Genomic DNA, 17,239 nt, shown 5'->3' with positions numbered 1-17,239 from the left:
ATTAAGAATTTACTGTTCCTTGAAGACTTTTAGACAATTGAACATCGACTTTTTCAGCATCATGAATATGATTCATAATAGTAGTATTTAATTTTTGGAACATTTGTTGTGTGTTAGCGAATTCTCGTAATATGTCATCATTACAAGATTTTTGGTTTTCAATAGCCTTAATAACATTTGTAGCACCATTTTGTAACGTTTGAATCATAACTAAAATATTTTCAATTCTAGCGTTTGTATCGGCGCTCATTTCTACACCTTCATCGACTAAATGTAAATTATCTTTTGTGTTATCGTATGCTTTTTCAATTTCTTCTTGAATTTTTTTCGTTAAGTTGCCTATGTTTTTTGTACTTTCTGCTGTACTTTCTGCTAGTTTTCTTACTTCATTGGCAACGACAGCGAATCCTTTACCGTGTTCTCCAGCACGTGCGGCTTCAATACTCGCATTTAAAGCAAGTAAATTTGTTTGTGCTGCAATGTTTTGAATGACTTCTACAATTTGCTCGATTTCCTTTGAGCGTTCGCTTAGATGATTCATACTATTAGACGTGCGTTGGGATTGTTCACCTAATTTATTAATTACAATAAGTAAGCGGTGAACGGATTCTTTTCCTTCATTAGAGCAGTCAATAATTTCTGCAATAGACTGAATTAAGCTTTGTTCCTTTTGCAACATTTCATTATTTAACTCATTGGAATGTGTCGTACGTGTTGAAACATTTTCGAAACATGAACTTAATTGTTGAACTAAATTTTGAAGTGTATTGTGTTGGTTATTTACAAGTTGATGCTCTTGGACAACGCTTTGTACACGATCGTGGATAGTAGAAATAGTCTCTTGTTTTTCAATATCTTTTTGTTTTAATTCTGCTTCTAATTCTTGTATACGCTCTTCTAATTGAGCAATTGTATGTTGGAGTGATTTCTTTTGAGTAAACATGTATTTATTTCAACCGCCTTCGAAAGTTATATTTTCTCTATATTTGGATTTTAGCATCTTTTGTATTTTTTAAATATAGGAATTGTTAAATATTTAAGAATCTATTACATTTTATTCATAATTCTCTTTTTTTTGTCACGAAAAATAAACTGTATTTAATCGTTTTGTAAACAAACTGTAAAATAAATCATGTATAACTGTATAAGAAGGGAGTCGGATTATGAACTATTTTAAGCGAATCAGCTGTCTAGTATTAGCAGGAATTATCGGTCTTTCTAGTACAGTCGCTGTTAAAGCAGAGTCAAACGACGAGAAACTTAACAACATGCAACAGCAATTGCAACAAAACGATGCAGAAATGCAAAAGAAAGAGCAAGAGAAGCAAGCTGTTAGTAAAGAAATTAAAGGTATCGAAAACGAACTACATAATTTAAATAATACAATTGCAAAAAATAAAGAGGATCAAGCTGCTATTCAACGTAAAATCGATGAAACACATAAGCAGATTGAACAAAAAAAGGAAGAAATTGTCGTTTTAGAGGATAAAGTCCTTGCTCGTAAAGATATTATGAGAAAACGTATGGTTTCTGTTCAAAACAGCTCAAATACAAGTTTAGTAGTAGAAGTTGTAGTAGAGTCAAAAAACTTTGCAGACTTCTTACAACGTATGAACGCAGTTTCTACTATTCTAGAAGCTGATAAAGAAATTTTACGTCTACAAGAACAAGATCTTCGTCAAATTGAAGAAGATAAGAAAACAATTGACGAAAAAGAAGCATCTTTAGTAGTAGATAAACAAAAATTAGCAAAAGCGCAAGCTGAACTGCAAGATAACTTGAAAAAACGTCAAGATAACTTACAAACAGTTCAAGCTAAATATAATGAGGTTGCAAGTCAACTTAATTTAGCAGCGGAAGAAAAAGCTAAAATTGAATCAAATATGAAGGCAGTACAAGAAACAATTGCTCGTGAACAAGAAGCAGCAAGAATTGCGGCAGAAGAGCGTGCAAAAGCAGAAGCGGCTGCAAAAGCAGAGCAAGAAGCTTTAGCGAAAGCACAAGCGGAAATTGCTGAAAAGCAAAAGCAAGAAAAAGCTAATAAACCAGCTGAACCAGTTGCTAATAATAATTCGAAGGTAGAACCTGCAAAACCTGCACAACCTGAACCATCTTCTAAGCCAACTGCTGGCGGGAAAGAACTTTATGTACATGCAACAGCTTATACAGCAGATCCAGGTGAAAATGGCTATGCACCAGGTCAACAAGTATATTCTGCATGGGGAGGCTATAATCTAACTGCAAACCCAGGAATGAAATTGATTGCGGTGGACCCATCTGTTATCCCATTAGGTTCTCGTGTATATGTTGAAGGATACGGAGAAGCAATTGCAGCAGATACTGGTGGCGCGATTAAAGGTCACAAAATTGATGTTTTAATGCCAGATAAAGCTTCGTCTAGTAAGTGGGGCAGAAAAAATGTTAAGCTTACAATTTTAAACTAAAACGTAATCCAACTTTACAATACGTAAAGTTGGATTTTTTTGTAAGAATAATGTTAAGTTGAGTTTACATTTTGTTAAGGATAGCATACAATAATGGTGAGAGGTGGTAAATTTGACCATTTTAAACAAAGTAAAAGAATTAAGAGCTCGTTTTAACTTTACACAAAGCGTATTAGCAGAAAAGGTTGGAGTAACGAGGCAAACAATTGCAGCAATTGAAAAAGGGGATTACGTTCCTTCGTTGTTATTAGCACTTACGATTTGTGATGTGTTTCAGTTAAAGATGGAAGATGTGTTTGTTTTAAATAAGGAGGGGGAAGAGGATGAATAGAATTGTTTTTTCTTATATCATAAACGTGCTTTATACTGCTTTAGCATGCTGGACATTTGTTGAATTTTATAGTGTCATTACAGAGTTAGCAGATATAATTAAAAACGAGAAATTCCCATTTGAAGTATGGTTTAATGGAGTACCATTCATTTTATTATTTATTGGAGCAATTATAGTTACAATTTTTTATAGAATTCAAAAGAAAAAATATAAGAATTTATCTTTTTGGATGTATCCATTATTATTTCCACTAGAAGATGAACGTGAAAAAGCGATTACGGATAAAGCTTGCCGAACAACATTTGTATCGTTATGGTTTGTGTTACCTTGTGCAGTTGGATTTTTAACTTTTTCGCCTATTATTAATGAATATCTTCCTGGATACCCATTATATATTATATTTTCGATTTTCTTTATTCAAATGACAGTATTTCACGTATCACTATACAGAAATAAATTAGCTTAAAAAGAAACCTTCTTGCACCGGCAAGAAGGTTTCTTTTTAAGCTAATACTTGTACATATGACGATATTATTTTATCATTTTATATAGAGTAAGATTTTGTAAGGGAAAGGAATTGTATATGAATAAGCAAAGAATTTATAGTATAGTAGCAATCCTTCTATTTGTTGTAGGTGGCGTGTTAATTGGAAAGCCATTTTATGATGGATATCAGGCTGAAAAGAAACAGACTGAAAATGTGCAGGCTGTTCAAAAGATGGATTATGAAAAGCATGAGACGGAATTTGTAGATGCTTCCAAAATTAATCAACCAGACTTGGCGGAAGTAGCGAATGCATCATTAGATAAGAAACAAGTAATTGGTCGTATTTCGATTCCAAGTGTTTCAGTAGAACTGCCTGTTTTGAAAGCTTCTACTGAAAAAAACTTATTATCAGGTGCAGCGACAGTAAAAGAGAATCAAGTTATGGGAAAAGGGAATTACGCACTAGCAGGACATAACATGTCTAAAAAAGGTGTTTTATTTAGTGATATAGCTTCTTTGAAAAAAGGCGATAAAATTTATTTGTATGACAATGAAAATGAATATGAGTATGCGGTTACTGGTGTATCTGAAGTAACTCCTGATAAGTGGGAAGTTGTAGAGGATCATGGGAAAGATGAGATAACACTTATTACATGTGTATCTGTAAAGGATAATTCTAAGCGTTATGTTGTTGCTGGTGATTTAGTAGGAACGAAGGCGAAGAAGTAAAAAAAGAAGGTGAACTCTTTAAAGAGTTCACCTTCTTTTTTACTAATGTTGAGAAATAATAGAATATTTTGGTTGGTATTTAAGTATTCTTCTATTTATGTATAATAAAGTTAGAATTCTATATTTTGGGAGGAACAAGAGTGAGACAACAGGTGAAGAAACTTCTTTTAACAACGAGTATAGCGTTATTGGTAGCTCCAATTTCAGCTTATGCGCATCCAGGGCGTACAGATGCTAATGGCGGACATACGTGTCGTACAAATTGTGAGAAATGGGGATTACAGTACGGGGAATATCATTATCACAATAAACCAGCTTCTAGTAGTGGTGCAACGAGCCCAGCTCATAGCCAGAATAATAATAGTGCTGTAGAAGCTGAGAGACAAGCAGAAGCACAGCGCAATACTGAGGCTGAAAAACAACGTGCTGCAGAAGCACAGCGTAACGCTGAGGCTGAAAAACAACGTAATGCAGAAGCACAGCGTAAAGCTGAAGAAGAGAGACAACGTGTAGCCGAGGAACAAAGAAAAGCTGAAGAGGCACGTAAACAAGAGGAAGCGCAGCGCCAAGCTGATATGGAAAAAGGTCAACTTGAAGGTCAAAAGAATGGAGAAACTGATTTTAAAGCAGGAAAAAATGATGCAGAAGTGCATGTAGCTGGAAAATCTGATGCATATAAACAAGCGTTTAAAGCGACTTATGCAGCCACATGGTCTTTAGAAGAGCAGAAGAAAACGCATTTTGAAAAAGGAAAAGAACAAGGTTTAGCGCAAGAGACGATGGACGATAGTCAAGTTGCTCCAGAGTTTAAGGTAAACTTTGCAGACGGGTTCAAAGTAGGGAATAAAGAAAGAGTAGAAAAAATTGAAAAAGAGCAAGCTGAATTAGGGGAAAAGACAGGGAAAGAATTAGCTGAAAAGAATCCTGGAAATAGAGAGAAAGAAGTATACGTGAAGGCATATGAAACAGCGTATGAAAAAGGCTATAAATCTACAAAAAAGGCAGTAGAAAAAGCTGGCTATAAGTATGCATTTGAAAACTATGATTTAAAAGTTCCTGCTAAGTATGAAAGAAAGGAATTGTTAAAGAAATGGTTTACTGAAGGATTTAAATCGAATAAAAAAGCAGCGGAAATTCGAGAAGAAGGGTATAAAAAGGGAGACAGCTGGTTCTCATTCTTCTATAAGAGTTTCGTACCAAGTGAATATAAAGAACATAAAGAGCTGTACGAACAAGCAATCGAAAAAGGTAAAACAGCATAAAAAAAGATGAGGAGAAATTCCTCATCTTTTTTAATCCATCCATTTCACTAATTTCTTAGAAATTAATAATAAAACACAACCTAATACAATTGCCACAGCGCCAATAACTGTGAATACTTCAGCGTATCCAAGTGAAGTTGTGAAGCTTGCAAGTTGTCCGCCTAAAATGTTGGCGATACCTGAACTTGCTAGCCATACACCCATTAGTAAAGATGCTAATTTTACCGGAGCAAGCGCACTAACCATTGATAGTCCGACAGGTGATAAGAATAGCTCACCTAACGTATGGAAAAGATACGTAAAGACGATAAATAGTAAGTTTGCTTTTTCTGTAATGTTATGTTCATCACTACCTGTTTTTAATGTTGCGATAACGAGAATGATATAACCGATACCGAGCAAGATCATCCCAAGTCCCATTTTAGTTGGGATTTTTAAATCACCGCGCTTGCGAGTTGCAAGTTTTGCCCATAATGCAGAAATGACTGGAGCAAGCAAAATAATAAATAATGGATTGACCGATTGGAACCAAGATGTTGGAACTTCCCATCCGAACACAGAGCGGTCTACAAATTTGTTTGTATATAATGTTAATGAGCTACCAGCTTGTTCAAAGCCAGCCCAGAAGAAGACAACGAAGCATGTTAAAATGACGATAACAGCGGTACGTTGTTTTTCTTTTTTTGTTAATGGTGTATCTCCTACTGATGGTTGTCCAGCAGCTGTTTGTAAATCGCGAGTTGGTTTTTTACCGATATTACCAAGGAAGCGATTTGATAGTGTTGTAAATAAAATTTGTCCAATAATCATTCCGATTGAAGCGGCTAAGAAACCGTAACGGAATCCGTAATGTACAACGCCATCAACTGTTGTTTTGAATAAATTTTCTGATAAAAATCCGCAAACGAGTGGAGCTAAAAATGATCCGACGTTAATACCCATATAGAAAATGGTAAATGCACTATCACGTTTTGGATCGTTCTCTTCGTATAATTCCCCAACCAGTGTAGAGATGTTCGGTTTGAAGAATCCGTTACCGATAATAATAAGCGCTAATCCGAGGTATAGGCCTAATTGGTTTTGCAAGGCAAATAGTGTAAGGTTACCGAATGCCATTGTTATACCACCAATTGTGATCGCTTTTCGTCTACCTAGAAAACGATCTGTTAAGTATCCACCAATCATTGGTGTGAAATAACAGGCTCCAGTGTAAAATCCGTAAATAGAGAGTGCCCATGCGGGACTAAACCCAAGACCACCGCTTACTAAAGCTGTCGTTAAATATAATGTTAATAATCCTCGTAATCCATAGTAACTAAATCTTTCCCACATTTCTGTAAAGAAGAGTAAGTATAAACCTGGAGGATGTTTCTTTTTTCTTTGTTGTTCTCTTTCTAGTTGTATCGCTGATTCCATGTTATTTTCCTCCTGACACAAACAAAAACAAAGTTAATAATTTTGTACATTTAATATTTTACTTTATTAACTATTATAAGTCAATAAAGGTTGATTTTTCAGAAGAAATTGGAAAAAGGGAATAGCTATAGAAGGGGGGTTTCTTTTGTGATAGACTATGGACTATGTTTTCTTTGTAAGGAAGCGGGTTATTGTACTTTTTTTATATGTGGAATTGATTTCATAAGAGATGAAATCAAAGAAGGAGAAAGAAATGAAATTGTTACAGAAAAAAGAAATTTTACTTATTAGTCTTATGTTATTTTCGATGTTCTTTGGAGCAGGGAATCTTATATTCCCACCTTTTCTTGGATATGAAGCAGGAGAACATGTATGGATTTCATTAGTAGGATTCATTATATCAGCAACAGGTCTTCCTATATTAGGTGTTATCTCTATTGCAAAAGCAGGAAGTTTTCAAACGTTAGCGGGTAGAGTTCATTCTTCATTTGCAATTATTTTTCCATGTATCGTGTATGTATTTATTGGACCTGGGCTTGGTATACCACGTGCGGGAAGTTTAGCCTTTGAAATGGGGCCAGGTCAGTTATTCCCTGAAGCAGGAAGCGGAGTATTATTGTTTTACACAGTTATTTTCTTTAGTATTGTTTACTGGTTAAGTTTATCACCATCTAAACTAATGGGGGTGTTTGGAAAAGTCTTTACGCCGTTATTATTATGTATGATTGCACTTATTTTTATAAAGAGTATGTTTACAACAGTAGGAGATATGAAAGAACCAATAGGGAACTATGGCCAAGCTCCTATGTTTCAAGGATTTTTAGATGGATATTTAACAATGGACGCGTTAGCTGCTTTAATTTTTGGAATTGTGATTGCAAATGCATTACGTGCAAAGGGTATTGAAGATGATAAAGGTTTAGCGAAATATATGAGTATTGCTGGAATTGGGGCAGGACTATTATTATCTATTATTTATGTCATCCTTGGATATGTGGGGGCAATTAGTGGCTCATTAGGAACATTTGATAACGGTGCGAAAGTGTTAGCACAAGTTATGATTACATTATTTGGACAGGGCGGAGTCGTTTTATTAGGTCTTATTTTTACTATCGCTTGTTTATGTGTTTCAATTGGACTTGTTACGTCTTGTAGTCAATTTTTTGCGAGTGCATTTCCGAAAGTATCTTATAAAGTGTGGGCATTTATAGTAAGCGTTGTTAGTATGATCTTAGCTAATTTAGGATTAACGCAAATTTTAAAAGTATCAGTACCAATTCTTGGATTTATTTATCCAATTGCATTAACGCTTATTATTCTAGGGTTATTCCATAAGTATATTGGGAAGTATGCATACGTATATGCAGTAACTGTTTGGTTTGTAGCAATATTTAGTGCAATTGATATTTTAAATAAAAATGTAATGATGAATCAGTGGACGTCAGTATTAAAATACATTCCATTTTATACAGAAGGTGTTGGGTGGATAGTTCCAGCTATTATAGGCGTGTGTGTTGGTGTCATCGTTAGCATTGTTCTAAATAAGAATAAATGAGTAAAAAGGTGTTTTCCTATTTTGGGAAGGCATCTTTCTTTTTTTGGAAAAAATACTATTGAAAATGAATAGACTAAGAGTATGATAAAGATAATTGGTAATATATAGGTTTAATGAGAGGTACGAATAAGGGGGTAGCGTATGAAGAAGGATTTGGATAAGAAAATAGAAGCACTCGAAACGGCAATTGAAACAATTCAAGAAGCACTTGCTGAATTAAAAGTGAAGCAAAGGGAAATAGAAGTAGAGAACGCTCAGCAACATGTTAGTAAGGAAAAGAAAGAATATATTGAAACGGTAATGGAGGAAAAGCCAAAAGAAGAAATAGTTACGATAAAAGAGCCTGTGCAAGAATATGAGGTAAAACAAGTAGATATATCTGCTTTTAAACCAGAGCCATTTAATATTATTAAGTTTTGTCAAACGTGGTTACCGCGTGTATTTGTCGGTATTATGTTGCTTGGAGTGATCTGGTTATTTAAAGCAGGGGTAGATGCTGGTTTATTAACACCAGCAATACGAATTGTGTTTGGTATCGCATTATCTATCGGTTTGTATTATATAGGAGATATTCAAATTAAAAGAGAGCGGCAGGCGTTAGGATTAGTATTGGTTGGAGGAAGTATTTCGGGGATTGTTTTAACGACGTTTGCGGCACATTATTTGTATGCATTTATTCCGGCAAGTATCGCGTTTCTCTTTAATATTGCATGGGTTATTTTAGGGATTTATTTAGCGAAAAGATATAACTCGGAATACCTTACTATCTTCGTAGCGGTAGGAGCGTTCTTCGTGCCATTCTTGTTAAATAGTACGACTCCTAATCCTTATATTTTCTTCGGATACGAGACGATATTAACACTTAGTTTATTATGGTATGGATTGAAAAATCGTTATAAATACTTATATATGATTTCTTACGCTGTTGCGGCCATTGTTCTTTTTGTCTTCTTTGCTGTTATGTCAATATTAGTAGAGAACTTGCAAATACAGTTAACGATTGTATATGGTTTGATTCATTTACTATTATTTTGGCATATGTTTACGGAGAGAAGTTTTATACCAGAACCACGTTTGGCGATATTTAGTGCGAATGCAGTTTTCTTTATACTAGCTATTGCCAAAATACCTGATTTTACAACATGGGGATTGATTATTAGTGCAATTGTGCACGCTGCTATGTTTGTGCTTGAGTATAGGAAGAATAGACATTCTACATTTACAAATCTCTTATTTGGTTTCGCAATGGGAGCATTTAGTTTAGCGATTTTATACGAGTATAGTTTAGTGAATGCAGCGATTGTACTATTATTACAAGGTTTCCTCGGCATGGTCACTTCTATTAAAGTAAAACAACAGATAAAATTGTATGTTAGTGCGACGGTTTACGCAATTGGAATGATACAGACGATTTTTAGCCCGTTTGATGAATTTATTTCGGCAGGTTTTGTTGCTCATCTTATTTTAATAGGAACGTTCTATTATTGCATGAGACAAGCGAAAGAAGTGTTAGCGAGTATGGGTAAGTATGTGTACTCTATAGCGCTCTACTGGTTAATGGTCATTGTATTTATTACAATCACTAGAATTGGTGAAGTTCTTTCTACAGATGGAAGTATAATTAGCGTATCTGTATCGTTATTATGGATGATATATGCGTTATTTGCAGTTTGGTTTGGCCGTTATAGACAGATGAATGAAATATTATATGCTGGATTAATCGTATTAGTAGTAACGGTAGGGAAGTTATTCCTACTTGACTTACCAGAGGTATCGATGATGATTAGGGCAGTGTTATTCCTAATCGTCGGTAGTATAGGTATCGTTATTTCAAGAATGTTTTTCTCGAAGGAAGAGAAGTGAGAAGAAGGCAATCCATGTATGGATTGCCTTTTTCATTATTTCTTATTAATCGTTACAGTTTCATTATATTTCGTTGTTGTATTTTGGCGTAGACGAAGAGTTGCTTGTCCAGTTGTATTTGAATCAATCTGTACATTTACAACTTTCTCAGCAGAGCCTAAGCTGTTTGTTGTGAAAGAGAAGGCACTACTATATCCAAAAGCAGATGGCCAAGTGCCGTTTGTATTTTGAATTTTTGCTACTTGTGTTCCACCAGTAGTGAATATACCTAAAGAATAGTTGTTATAAGTTGTATTAGGTAGTAAGTTGTTTACTTGAATCTTCATTTGGAAAATTTCATTGTTTGGTAGAATGCTAGGGTGTGTAACGACGTAGTCGCTTGTTGTTACCGCACCATTATAACCGTATGAACCTGGTTTAAAAGTATTTGTATTAAACCATTGATAACCTGCATTTGGTGCACTCCAAGGTTCAGGTTGTGGTTCTGTTGATAAGCTTGGCTGTTCAAATGTTTGTAGAGCTGTAGGTGAATCAAGCTGTAAACCATTTACTTGATCTAAACTTGTAAATGTCTCTTTATTCGATAACCAATTTACGATGTTTTCTAATAAAATCGCATCGTTTTCTTCTTTATAACCATCGTAAGTTTTCTTTGTTTGGCCAGAATCTTCACGAACGTACTTTGGCGTAGCATCTTCAACAGGAGAAGAGTCACCAATAAAGGCAGCTTTTCCAAGTCCTACTTTTGCAATTGCAGCATATGGGCCTTCTGCAATACCACCGCCATTATAAACGCCACTATCAACAGCGTTATTCCATTTTGATGGATTTTCTGGAAGGTAAACAAGTCCTTTTGCTAGTTTTGGGTTTGTAATTGCTAGAGTAGAACCAGCATGCATTGCTACAGAAGAAACACCTTTTGTAATTCCGAAAGATTGTTCAGGCGATACAATTGTTTTCGCTGAAACATCACCAAGTGCATTGTAGCGGAAGCGAATACCGAAGTTGTCAGATAGCCAATCAGAGCTTTCTACTCCTTGCATAGCTTGTGAATTTGCTTCTTCATTAGACATTCCTTTCGCTGGATTATCCCAAGCACCGCGTCTATATCCATTAAATACTTCAGAAGAGTCCCAGCGATTTTTATTACGATCTGCATTGTAATGATCGGCAATAAAGAAGATACTACCGCCATTTTTTACATATTGTAACATAGCGTCCTGCTCAGATTTTTTGTAAGGAATATTAGCTTCTGGAACGATAAATACATTGTAACCTTTTAAGTCTTCGTACGTAATAGGTGTTGATTTACGAAGTTCTTTTACGTGATAACCGTTTTTTGCAATGCCGTTTCCGAAGTCAGAAAAGCCGCCGTCAATAACCCAGTCAGCTGTCCCAGCAGTTTGACCGTGTGTATTATCGAATAATACTTTCTTCCCATTGTTTTGATTTACAACTTTTGCAGCAATTTCAGGAGCTGGGTCTACAGAGCTTTCGGCATAAGTAGACGGTATGAACGAGGTCCCTATACTTAGTGTAATTGCTGTTGCTAAAGAAAATGTAATCCATTTTTTATTCTTCATAGAAGAATCCCCCTAATAATAAATATATGTGCTTTAATAATGTAATTTATTTTTCTGTAAAAATAAAGACGGAAAACATAAAAAATATTAAAAGATTGTAAAAATACCGTGAATTTTGTTGAGAAATATTTATATAGATATAAAAAAACCTTCCAAGTAATAAGGAAGGGGTTTTTGCTTAACTAATTTTTGAGTTAGGTGTTTCATCAATCTTATGAAACCCTTTCATGTAATATACGATTGCTAAGCCGATAAGCCAAATTGGGCCGACAATCAATGCAATTCGTGTATCTTCTGAATACGCCATTATACCTAGTACTAATACAAGGAAAACGAGTGAGAAATATGAGCTTAATGGGTATAAAGGCATTTTATACGATAACTTTTGTTTATTTTGAGTAGGTAAGCTTTTACGGAATTTAATTTGAGCAACTAATATAATTCCCCAAGTCCAAATTGCGCCGAAAGTTGAAATGCTAGTAAGCCATGTAAATACCTTTGCAGGTACGAGATAGTTTAATATAACACCAATGAGTAAAACGATAGCAGTTGCTACAATTCCTTGGCTTGGAATGCCATTTTTATTTAAACGACCAAATCTTTCAGGAGCTTTTTTCTGCTGAGCTAATGTAAATAGCATACGGCCTGTACTAAATAAACCACCGTTACAAGAAGAAAGAGCTGCTGTTAATACGACAAAGTTAATAATACCTGCTGCTTTCGCGATACCAATTTGCTGGAATGTTAATACGAATGGGCTTCCTTTCTCACCAAGTTCGTTCCATGGATAAATTGCCATCATAACGAATAGAGCTCCTACGTAGAACAGTAATATTCTCCAAAACACGTTATCAATTGCTTTTGCGAGTGTTTTCTTCGGATTTTGAGCTTCACCAGCTGTGACACCGATTAATTCAACGCCTAAATAAGCGAATAGTACCATCTGCATGGAGAGTAGTAACCCAGAAAAACCATTTGGGAACCAGCCACCATGTGACCAAAGGTTTGAAATGCCAGTAGCGATACCACCGTTTCCGAATCCGAATAAAATAATACCAGCGCCGACCACTATCATACAGATAATTGTGACAATTTTAATGAGAGCAAACCAAAACTCAAGTTCTCCAAATACTTTTACTGATAAGAAGTTAAAAGCGCTCATTAACAATAGAGCAAGTAACGCCCAAGTCCAGCGCGGGATATCAGGGAACCAGTATTGCATGTAAATACCAGCTGCTGTAATTTCAGCCATACAAGTAACAACCCATAAGAACCAGTAATTCCAGCCAGTAATATAACCAGCGAGTGGGCCGATATAATCATATGCATATTTACTAAAAGAACCGGCAACAGGTTGTTCAATTGCCATTTCCCCGAGAGCTCGCATGATGAAAAAAATAACGAGTCCGGCAATCATATAGCCTAGTAAAATAGAAGGACCGGCTAGTTTAATAGCGGAAGCAGATCCTAAAAATAGCCCAACGCCAATAGCTGAGCCAAGTGACATTAAAGTAATATGTCGTTCTTTTAAACCACGATTTAAAGTTCCAGATTTGTTTGTGTGCTGCATAAGAAGAATCCCCCTTGTAGAGTGAACAATATTTGAATGCGTTTACTAAGTATTTAACTATTTCAAATTATAAAACATTTCTATCTGTTATGCTACAAAAATAATCATAATGAACTGTACTACATCTGTACTTGTCAGACTTAAACTTAAAATTCGAACTATTAGGGAATATATTGACTCTTCTTTTTATTGATTGTTAAGATTAAGTATTATATTTTCTCACATACTAGTAAGAAAAGAATGTGTGATAATAATTCAGGTGTAGGAAGGGTACATAAGCATGTTTCAATTACAAAAATATAACACTTCTGTGAAGCAAGAGTTTTTAGCTGGCATCACAACTTTTTTTACATTTGCGTATATTCTTGTCATCAATCCAAAAATACTATCTGATGCAGGTGTACCATTTGACCAAGCGTTTACAGCAACAATTATTGCAACCGTTGTTGGAACAGTAGGTATGGCGATTTTCGCGAATTACCCGATTGTTATTGCTCCAGCTATGGGAATGAATGCATATTTTGCTTATTCTGTTGTACAGAAGGCAGAAGGGATTACATATGTAGTTGCCTTTTCAGCTGTATTTGTAACGGGGATTATTTTTCTTTTATTATCTTTTACTTCGTTTAGGCAAAAGTTAATTTTAGCAATTCCTGATAGTTTAAAGCATGCAATTGCAGGTGGAATTGGACTATTTATTGCTTTTATTGGATTGCGCCTTTCTGGAATTATCGTGGATCATCCTTCTAATTTAGTTACGATTGGTGATTTTCATTCTCCAGCTGTTATTTTAACTTTAATTGGTTTAATATTAGCGGCGGTATTAATGGCATTACGTGTGAGTGGTGCATTATTTATTAGTATGATTGTGACAGGAGTTATCGCCTTCTTTACAGGGCAATTGAAGTTTGCTGATAAAATTGTGGCGATGCCTCATTTGCCAGAGGGTATTATCGTTTCAAACCCAATCAATGCATTTTCAGATGTAATTGAATACGGATTATATGGTGTTGTATTTTCATTTTTACTTGTACTTTTATTTGATACAACAGGTGCATTACTTGGTTTAATTAAACAAGCAGGTTTAATTACAGACAATACAGAGAAGCGTTTTGGTAAAGCGTTTATTGCAGATGCAATTGGCGGGACTACAGGTTCTATCTTTGGAACAAGCCCAACAGCAGCGACGATTGAATCGTCAGCAGGTATTGCTGCAGGTGGGAAAACTGGATTAACAGGGATTGTAGTTGTTGGTCTAACAATTATAACGGCATTTTTCAGTCCTGTTATTGCTTCTTTATCAAGTGTAGCCGCTATTACAGCTCCTTCATTAATTATAGTAGGTAGTTTAATGGCACAAAGCATTCGAGATATTAATTGGAATGAATTTGAAGATGCGTTACCAGCATTTTTGATTTTTATAGGTATTCCGTTAACGTCTAGTATTGCAAATGGAATTGCAATTGGATTTTTAGTATATCCAGTTTTGAAAATTGTGAAGGGTAAAGGAAAGGAAGTACATCCATTACTATACTTATTTACAATTTTATTTGGATGTCATTTATTCTTATAATATAGATATAGGAGAGTGAGCTTCTTATGAGAGGCTCCTTTTTTGTGTATAATAAAGTGAAACTTAAATTAGTAATGTAAAATATAAATTACTTATTGGAATATATATTATAATAAGGGTGGAGGAGAAAGAAACAGTAAACAAAAACATAGACAAAAGTAGGCATATATAGTGAAAAGTAATTATGAAACAATATAAACCGAAAGAATTTTCAGAAATGCTTAATGTCTCTGTTAAGACATTGCAAAGGTGGGACAATCAAGGTGTTTTACCTGCTTACCGAAACCCAAAAGGAAGAAGATATTATACAGAAGAACAGTATAAGAAATATATGGGTATTCAAGAAGAACTTGTTCAGGATTTAATATCTATCATTCATGTATTTAGCTGTAGAATATATGGGTTGAGAAAATACAAAAAGAAAATGTCGGAGGATGAAGACTTATGAAAAGAGCATATTTAATAGAAATCAAACCGACAACTGAACAAATTAGTAAAATCCGTCAAACTATTGGGGTGTGTCGATATGTATATAACCTGTATATCTCTAAAAATAAAGAGGTATATGAGTCGGAGGGGAAATTTCTTAGTGGTTATGACTTTTCCAAATGGTTAAACAACATTCATACAAAAGAGTGTGACCAGTGGATTAAAGAAGTGTCGAGCAAAGCGGTAAAACAAGCGATTATGAATGGACATAAAGCTTTTAAGCGGTTTTTTAAAGGTTTATCTAAGTTTCCACGATATAAAAAAAAGAAGAAGCAAGATGTGAAGTGCTACTTTCCGAAAAACAACAAAACAGATTGGACAGTAGAAAGACATAGAGTAAAAGTCCCTACAATTGGTTGGATAAGGTTAAAAGAGTATGGATATATTTCAAAAAATACAACTGTAAAAAGTGGTACAGTATATCAAAGAGCAGGAAGATACTATGTGTCTATACTCTGTGAAGTGAAAGAGGTAAAACCAAATGCAACTCTCAATACAGTAGGTCTAGGAATTGATTTGGGAATTAAAGACTTCGCTGTACGTAGCGATGGAAAAACTCACAAAAATATAAATAAAACAGTACAAGTAAAAAAGATAGAAAAACGGTTAAAACGTGAACAACGCTCTTTATCACGCAAATTTGAAAATATAAGAAAGAGAGGTGAACAACCTGTTACTAATAAAAGAGCGAATATAAACAAAAATATTCTTAGGGTGCAACAACTACATGCTAGGCTAGCAAATATTCGATTAGCGTATGTAAAGTCTATTGTAAATGATGTGGTGAAAACCAAGCCAACGTTTATTGTAGTAGAAGATTTGAATGTGAAAGGTATGATGAAGAACAAACATCTATCTAAAGCTGTAGCGCAACAATGTTTTTATGCTTTTAAAACATGGTTATTAACGAAATGTAGGGAATATGGAATTGAACTACGGCAAGTGGACAGATTCTATCCATCTTCTAAAATGTGTTCATGTTGCGGTCAAAAAAAGTCGGATTTAAAGCTGTCTGACCGAGTATATACATGTGAATGTGGCAATGTAATAGATAGAGATTTAAATGCGTCAATCAACCTTTTACAAGCAAAAAAATATACAATACTAACGTAAATAGATTGTATATATGTACGGTGGGCTACATCGGAATTTACGCCTGTGAAGTGTCACAGCAAACTGTAGTAGCAAGTGATTAGCGAGGCAGGGCACGTAGAAGCAGGAATACTCTAAGAATATACATTTGTCTATATTTTTAGTAGCAGGAACATGAATGGCTGTAAGTAAAATAAAAGTCGCGCGTGTTCAATTAGATTTAACACAGCAACAATTAGCAGAAAAAGTAGGCGTTACAAGGCAAACGATTAGTTTAATTGAGAAGGGGAAATACAATCCATCTTTAGATTTATGTTTAAAAATTTGTTATGCAGTAGATAAAACGTTGAATGATTTGTTTTGGGAGGAAAAGGAGTGGTAGGATGAAAATCGTGAAAGATGAACGTTTAATGATTGAAGGGTTAAAACATATTAGATTAGCTTTCATCTTACAAAATATCGTCATACTAGCTATCGTCTTTTACCGCTATGTCTTGCAAGGGGCAGGATATGAAAGTGTTTCGGATTTATTAATGGTATTTATGGGCGGGATAATAATTATTAACTTTTTAAATCTGAAAAATTTAGTGGAAGTGTATGAGCATACGGGCGGAGTGTCGCGTCGTTATTTTATGAAGCTATTATTCATTCCGGTAGGTATTATTATTGGGATTTTAGCTATTTGTATCGTTGTAATACCAGATATTTCGATAAAGGAAATTAGTATGACAGGACTTATTATGTTTGCTTGTTTTTTAGTTCCAAGTTTGTTTATATACATATATATGAAAAAACAAAAAGAGAAGATTGAAATATAAGAAAGGCTTTCCCATATTGAGGAAAGC

15 protein-coding genes and 1 pseudogene are annotated in these 17,239 nt (G+C 34.7%); 12 read left to right on the top strand and 4 right to left on the bottom strand.

The annotated features are described in order from the left end of the window. Window position 1: 1 nt before the first annotated feature. Window positions 2-532, bottom strand: a pseudogene (locus tag IBT51_RS27440) (methyl-accepting chemotaxis protein); the annotation flags it as partial. Window positions 533-1,163: 631 nt separating this feature from the next. Between IBT51_RS27440 and IBT51_RS19080 the strand changes: the two are divergent. From IBT51_RS19080 to IBT51_RS19060, 5 genes are all read left to right on the top strand, one after another. Beyond that, window positions 1,164-2,444, top strand: coding sequence for a 3D domain-containing protein (locus IBT51_RS19080; RefSeq protein WP_059304140.1), 1,281 nt, complete (start codon window positions 1,164-1,166; stop codon window positions 2,442-2,444). A gap of 112 nt (window positions 2,445-2,556) precedes the next feature. Further along, window positions 2,557-2,775: a helix-turn-helix transcriptional regulator gene (locus IBT51_RS19075; RefSeq protein ID WP_140155641.1), complete on the top strand. Its 219-nt coding sequence runs from the start codon at window positions 2,557-2,559 to the stop codon at window positions 2,773-2,775. Continuing rightward, on the top strand, window positions 2,768-3,241 hold the full coding sequence (locus IBT51_RS19070; RefSeq protein WP_001080041.1) for a DUF2178 domain-containing protein: 474 nt from the start codon (window positions 2,768-2,770) through the stop codon (window positions 3,239-3,241). The genes IBT51_RS19075 and IBT51_RS19070 overlap by 8 nt, the downstream gene beginning before the upstream one ends. A 117-nt stretch (window positions 3,242-3,358) precedes the next feature. Further along, window positions 3,359-3,991 (top strand): class A sortase, encoded by a 633-nt coding sequence (locus tag IBT51_RS19065; RefSeq protein WP_001041724.1) that lies wholly within the window; start codon window positions 3,359-3,361, stop codon window positions 3,989-3,991. Window positions 3,992-4,131: 140 nt separating this feature from the next. Further along, window positions 4,132-5,253: a YHYH domain-containing protein gene (locus tag IBT51_RS19060; protein WP_200458529.1), complete on the top strand. Its 1,122-nt coding sequence runs from the start codon at window positions 4,132-4,134 to the stop codon at window positions 5,251-5,253. A 30-nt stretch (window positions 5,254-5,283) separates the two neighbouring features. Here the strand turns inward: IBT51_RS19060 and IBT51_RS19055 are convergent, their stop codons facing one another. Beyond that, window positions 5,284-6,669, bottom strand: a complete 1,386-nt coding sequence (locus tag IBT51_RS19055) for a peptide MFS transporter (protein ID WP_200458528.1) — start codon at window positions 6,667-6,669, stop codon at window positions 5,284-5,286. A 253-nt stretch (window positions 6,670-6,922) separates the two neighbouring features. On the opposite strand from IBT51_RS19055, the gene brnQ1 reads away from it, so the two are divergent. Both brnQ1 and IBT51_RS19045 read left to right on the top strand, forming a co-directional pair. Then, window positions 6,923-8,224, top strand: coding sequence for a branched-chain amino acid transport system II carrier protein BrnQ1 (brnQ1, locus tag IBT51_RS19050; RefSeq protein WP_200458527.1), 1,302 nt, complete (start codon window positions 6,923-6,925; stop codon window positions 8,222-8,224). Between the two features lie 141 nt (window positions 8,225-8,365). Then, window positions 8,366-10,087: a DUF2339 domain-containing protein gene (locus tag IBT51_RS19045; protein ID WP_053565226.1), complete on the top strand. Its 1,722-nt coding sequence runs from the start codon at window positions 8,366-8,368 to the stop codon at window positions 10,085-10,087. A gap of 35 nt (window positions 10,088-10,122) precedes the next feature. Here the strand turns inward: IBT51_RS19045 and IBT51_RS19040 are convergent, their stop codons facing one another. Then, a complete protein-coding gene (locus IBT51_RS19040; protein ID WP_000791513.1) occupies window positions 10,123-11,670 on the bottom strand; it encodes a DNA-binding protein in 1,548 nt (515 codons plus the stop codon). A gap of 178 nt (window positions 11,671-11,848) precedes the next feature. Then, on the bottom strand, window positions 11,849-13,240 hold the full coding sequence (locus IBT51_RS19035; RefSeq protein WP_001164892.1) for an amino acid permease: 1,392 nt from the start codon (window positions 13,238-13,240) through the stop codon (window positions 11,849-11,851). 280 nt (window positions 13,241-13,520) lie between these two features. Here IBT51_RS19035 and IBT51_RS19030 point away from each other — a divergent pair, with 280 nt between their 5' ends. From IBT51_RS19030 to IBT51_RS19010, 5 genes are all read left to right on the top strand, one after another. After that, complete coding sequence (locus tag IBT51_RS19030; RefSeq protein ID WP_000487188.1) at window positions 13,521-14,813, top strand: NCS2 family permease; 1,293 nt, start codon at window positions 13,521-13,523, stop codon at window positions 14,811-14,813. A 184-nt stretch (window positions 14,814-14,997) separates the two neighbouring features. Further along, window positions 14,998-15,261: a MerR family transcriptional regulator gene (locus IBT51_RS19025; protein WP_000816201.1), complete on the top strand. Its 264-nt coding sequence runs from the start codon at window positions 14,998-15,000 to the stop codon at window positions 15,259-15,261. After that, window positions 15,258-16,415 (top strand): RNA-guided endonuclease InsQ/TnpB family protein, encoded by a 1,158-nt coding sequence (locus tag IBT51_RS19020; protein WP_200458526.1) that lies wholly within the window; start codon window positions 15,258-15,260, stop codon window positions 16,413-16,415. Before IBT51_RS19025 ends, IBT51_RS19020 begins: the two co-directional genes overlap by 4 nt. 157 nt (window positions 16,416-16,572) lie before the next feature. Then, window positions 16,573-16,776 (top strand): helix-turn-helix transcriptional regulator, encoded by a 204-nt coding sequence (locus tag IBT51_RS19015; protein WP_000301183.1) that lies wholly within the window; start codon window positions 16,573-16,575, stop codon window positions 16,774-16,776. Window position 16,777: 1 nt separating this feature from the next. Beyond that, window positions 16,778-17,212 (top strand): hypothetical protein, encoded by a 435-nt coding sequence (locus tag IBT51_RS19010; protein WP_200458525.1) that lies wholly within the window; start codon window positions 16,778-16,780, stop codon window positions 17,210-17,212. Window positions 17,213-17,239: the final 27 nt, after the last annotated feature.

The organism is Bacillus sp. S71 (assembly GCF_016625265.1).
GTDB lineage: Bacteria > Bacillota > Bacilli > Bacillales > Bacillaceae_G > Bacillus_A > Bacillus_A cereus.
The sequence above is the reverse complement of the archived record's forward strand: the minus strand, read 5'-3'. Positions and strand labels throughout refer to the sequence as shown.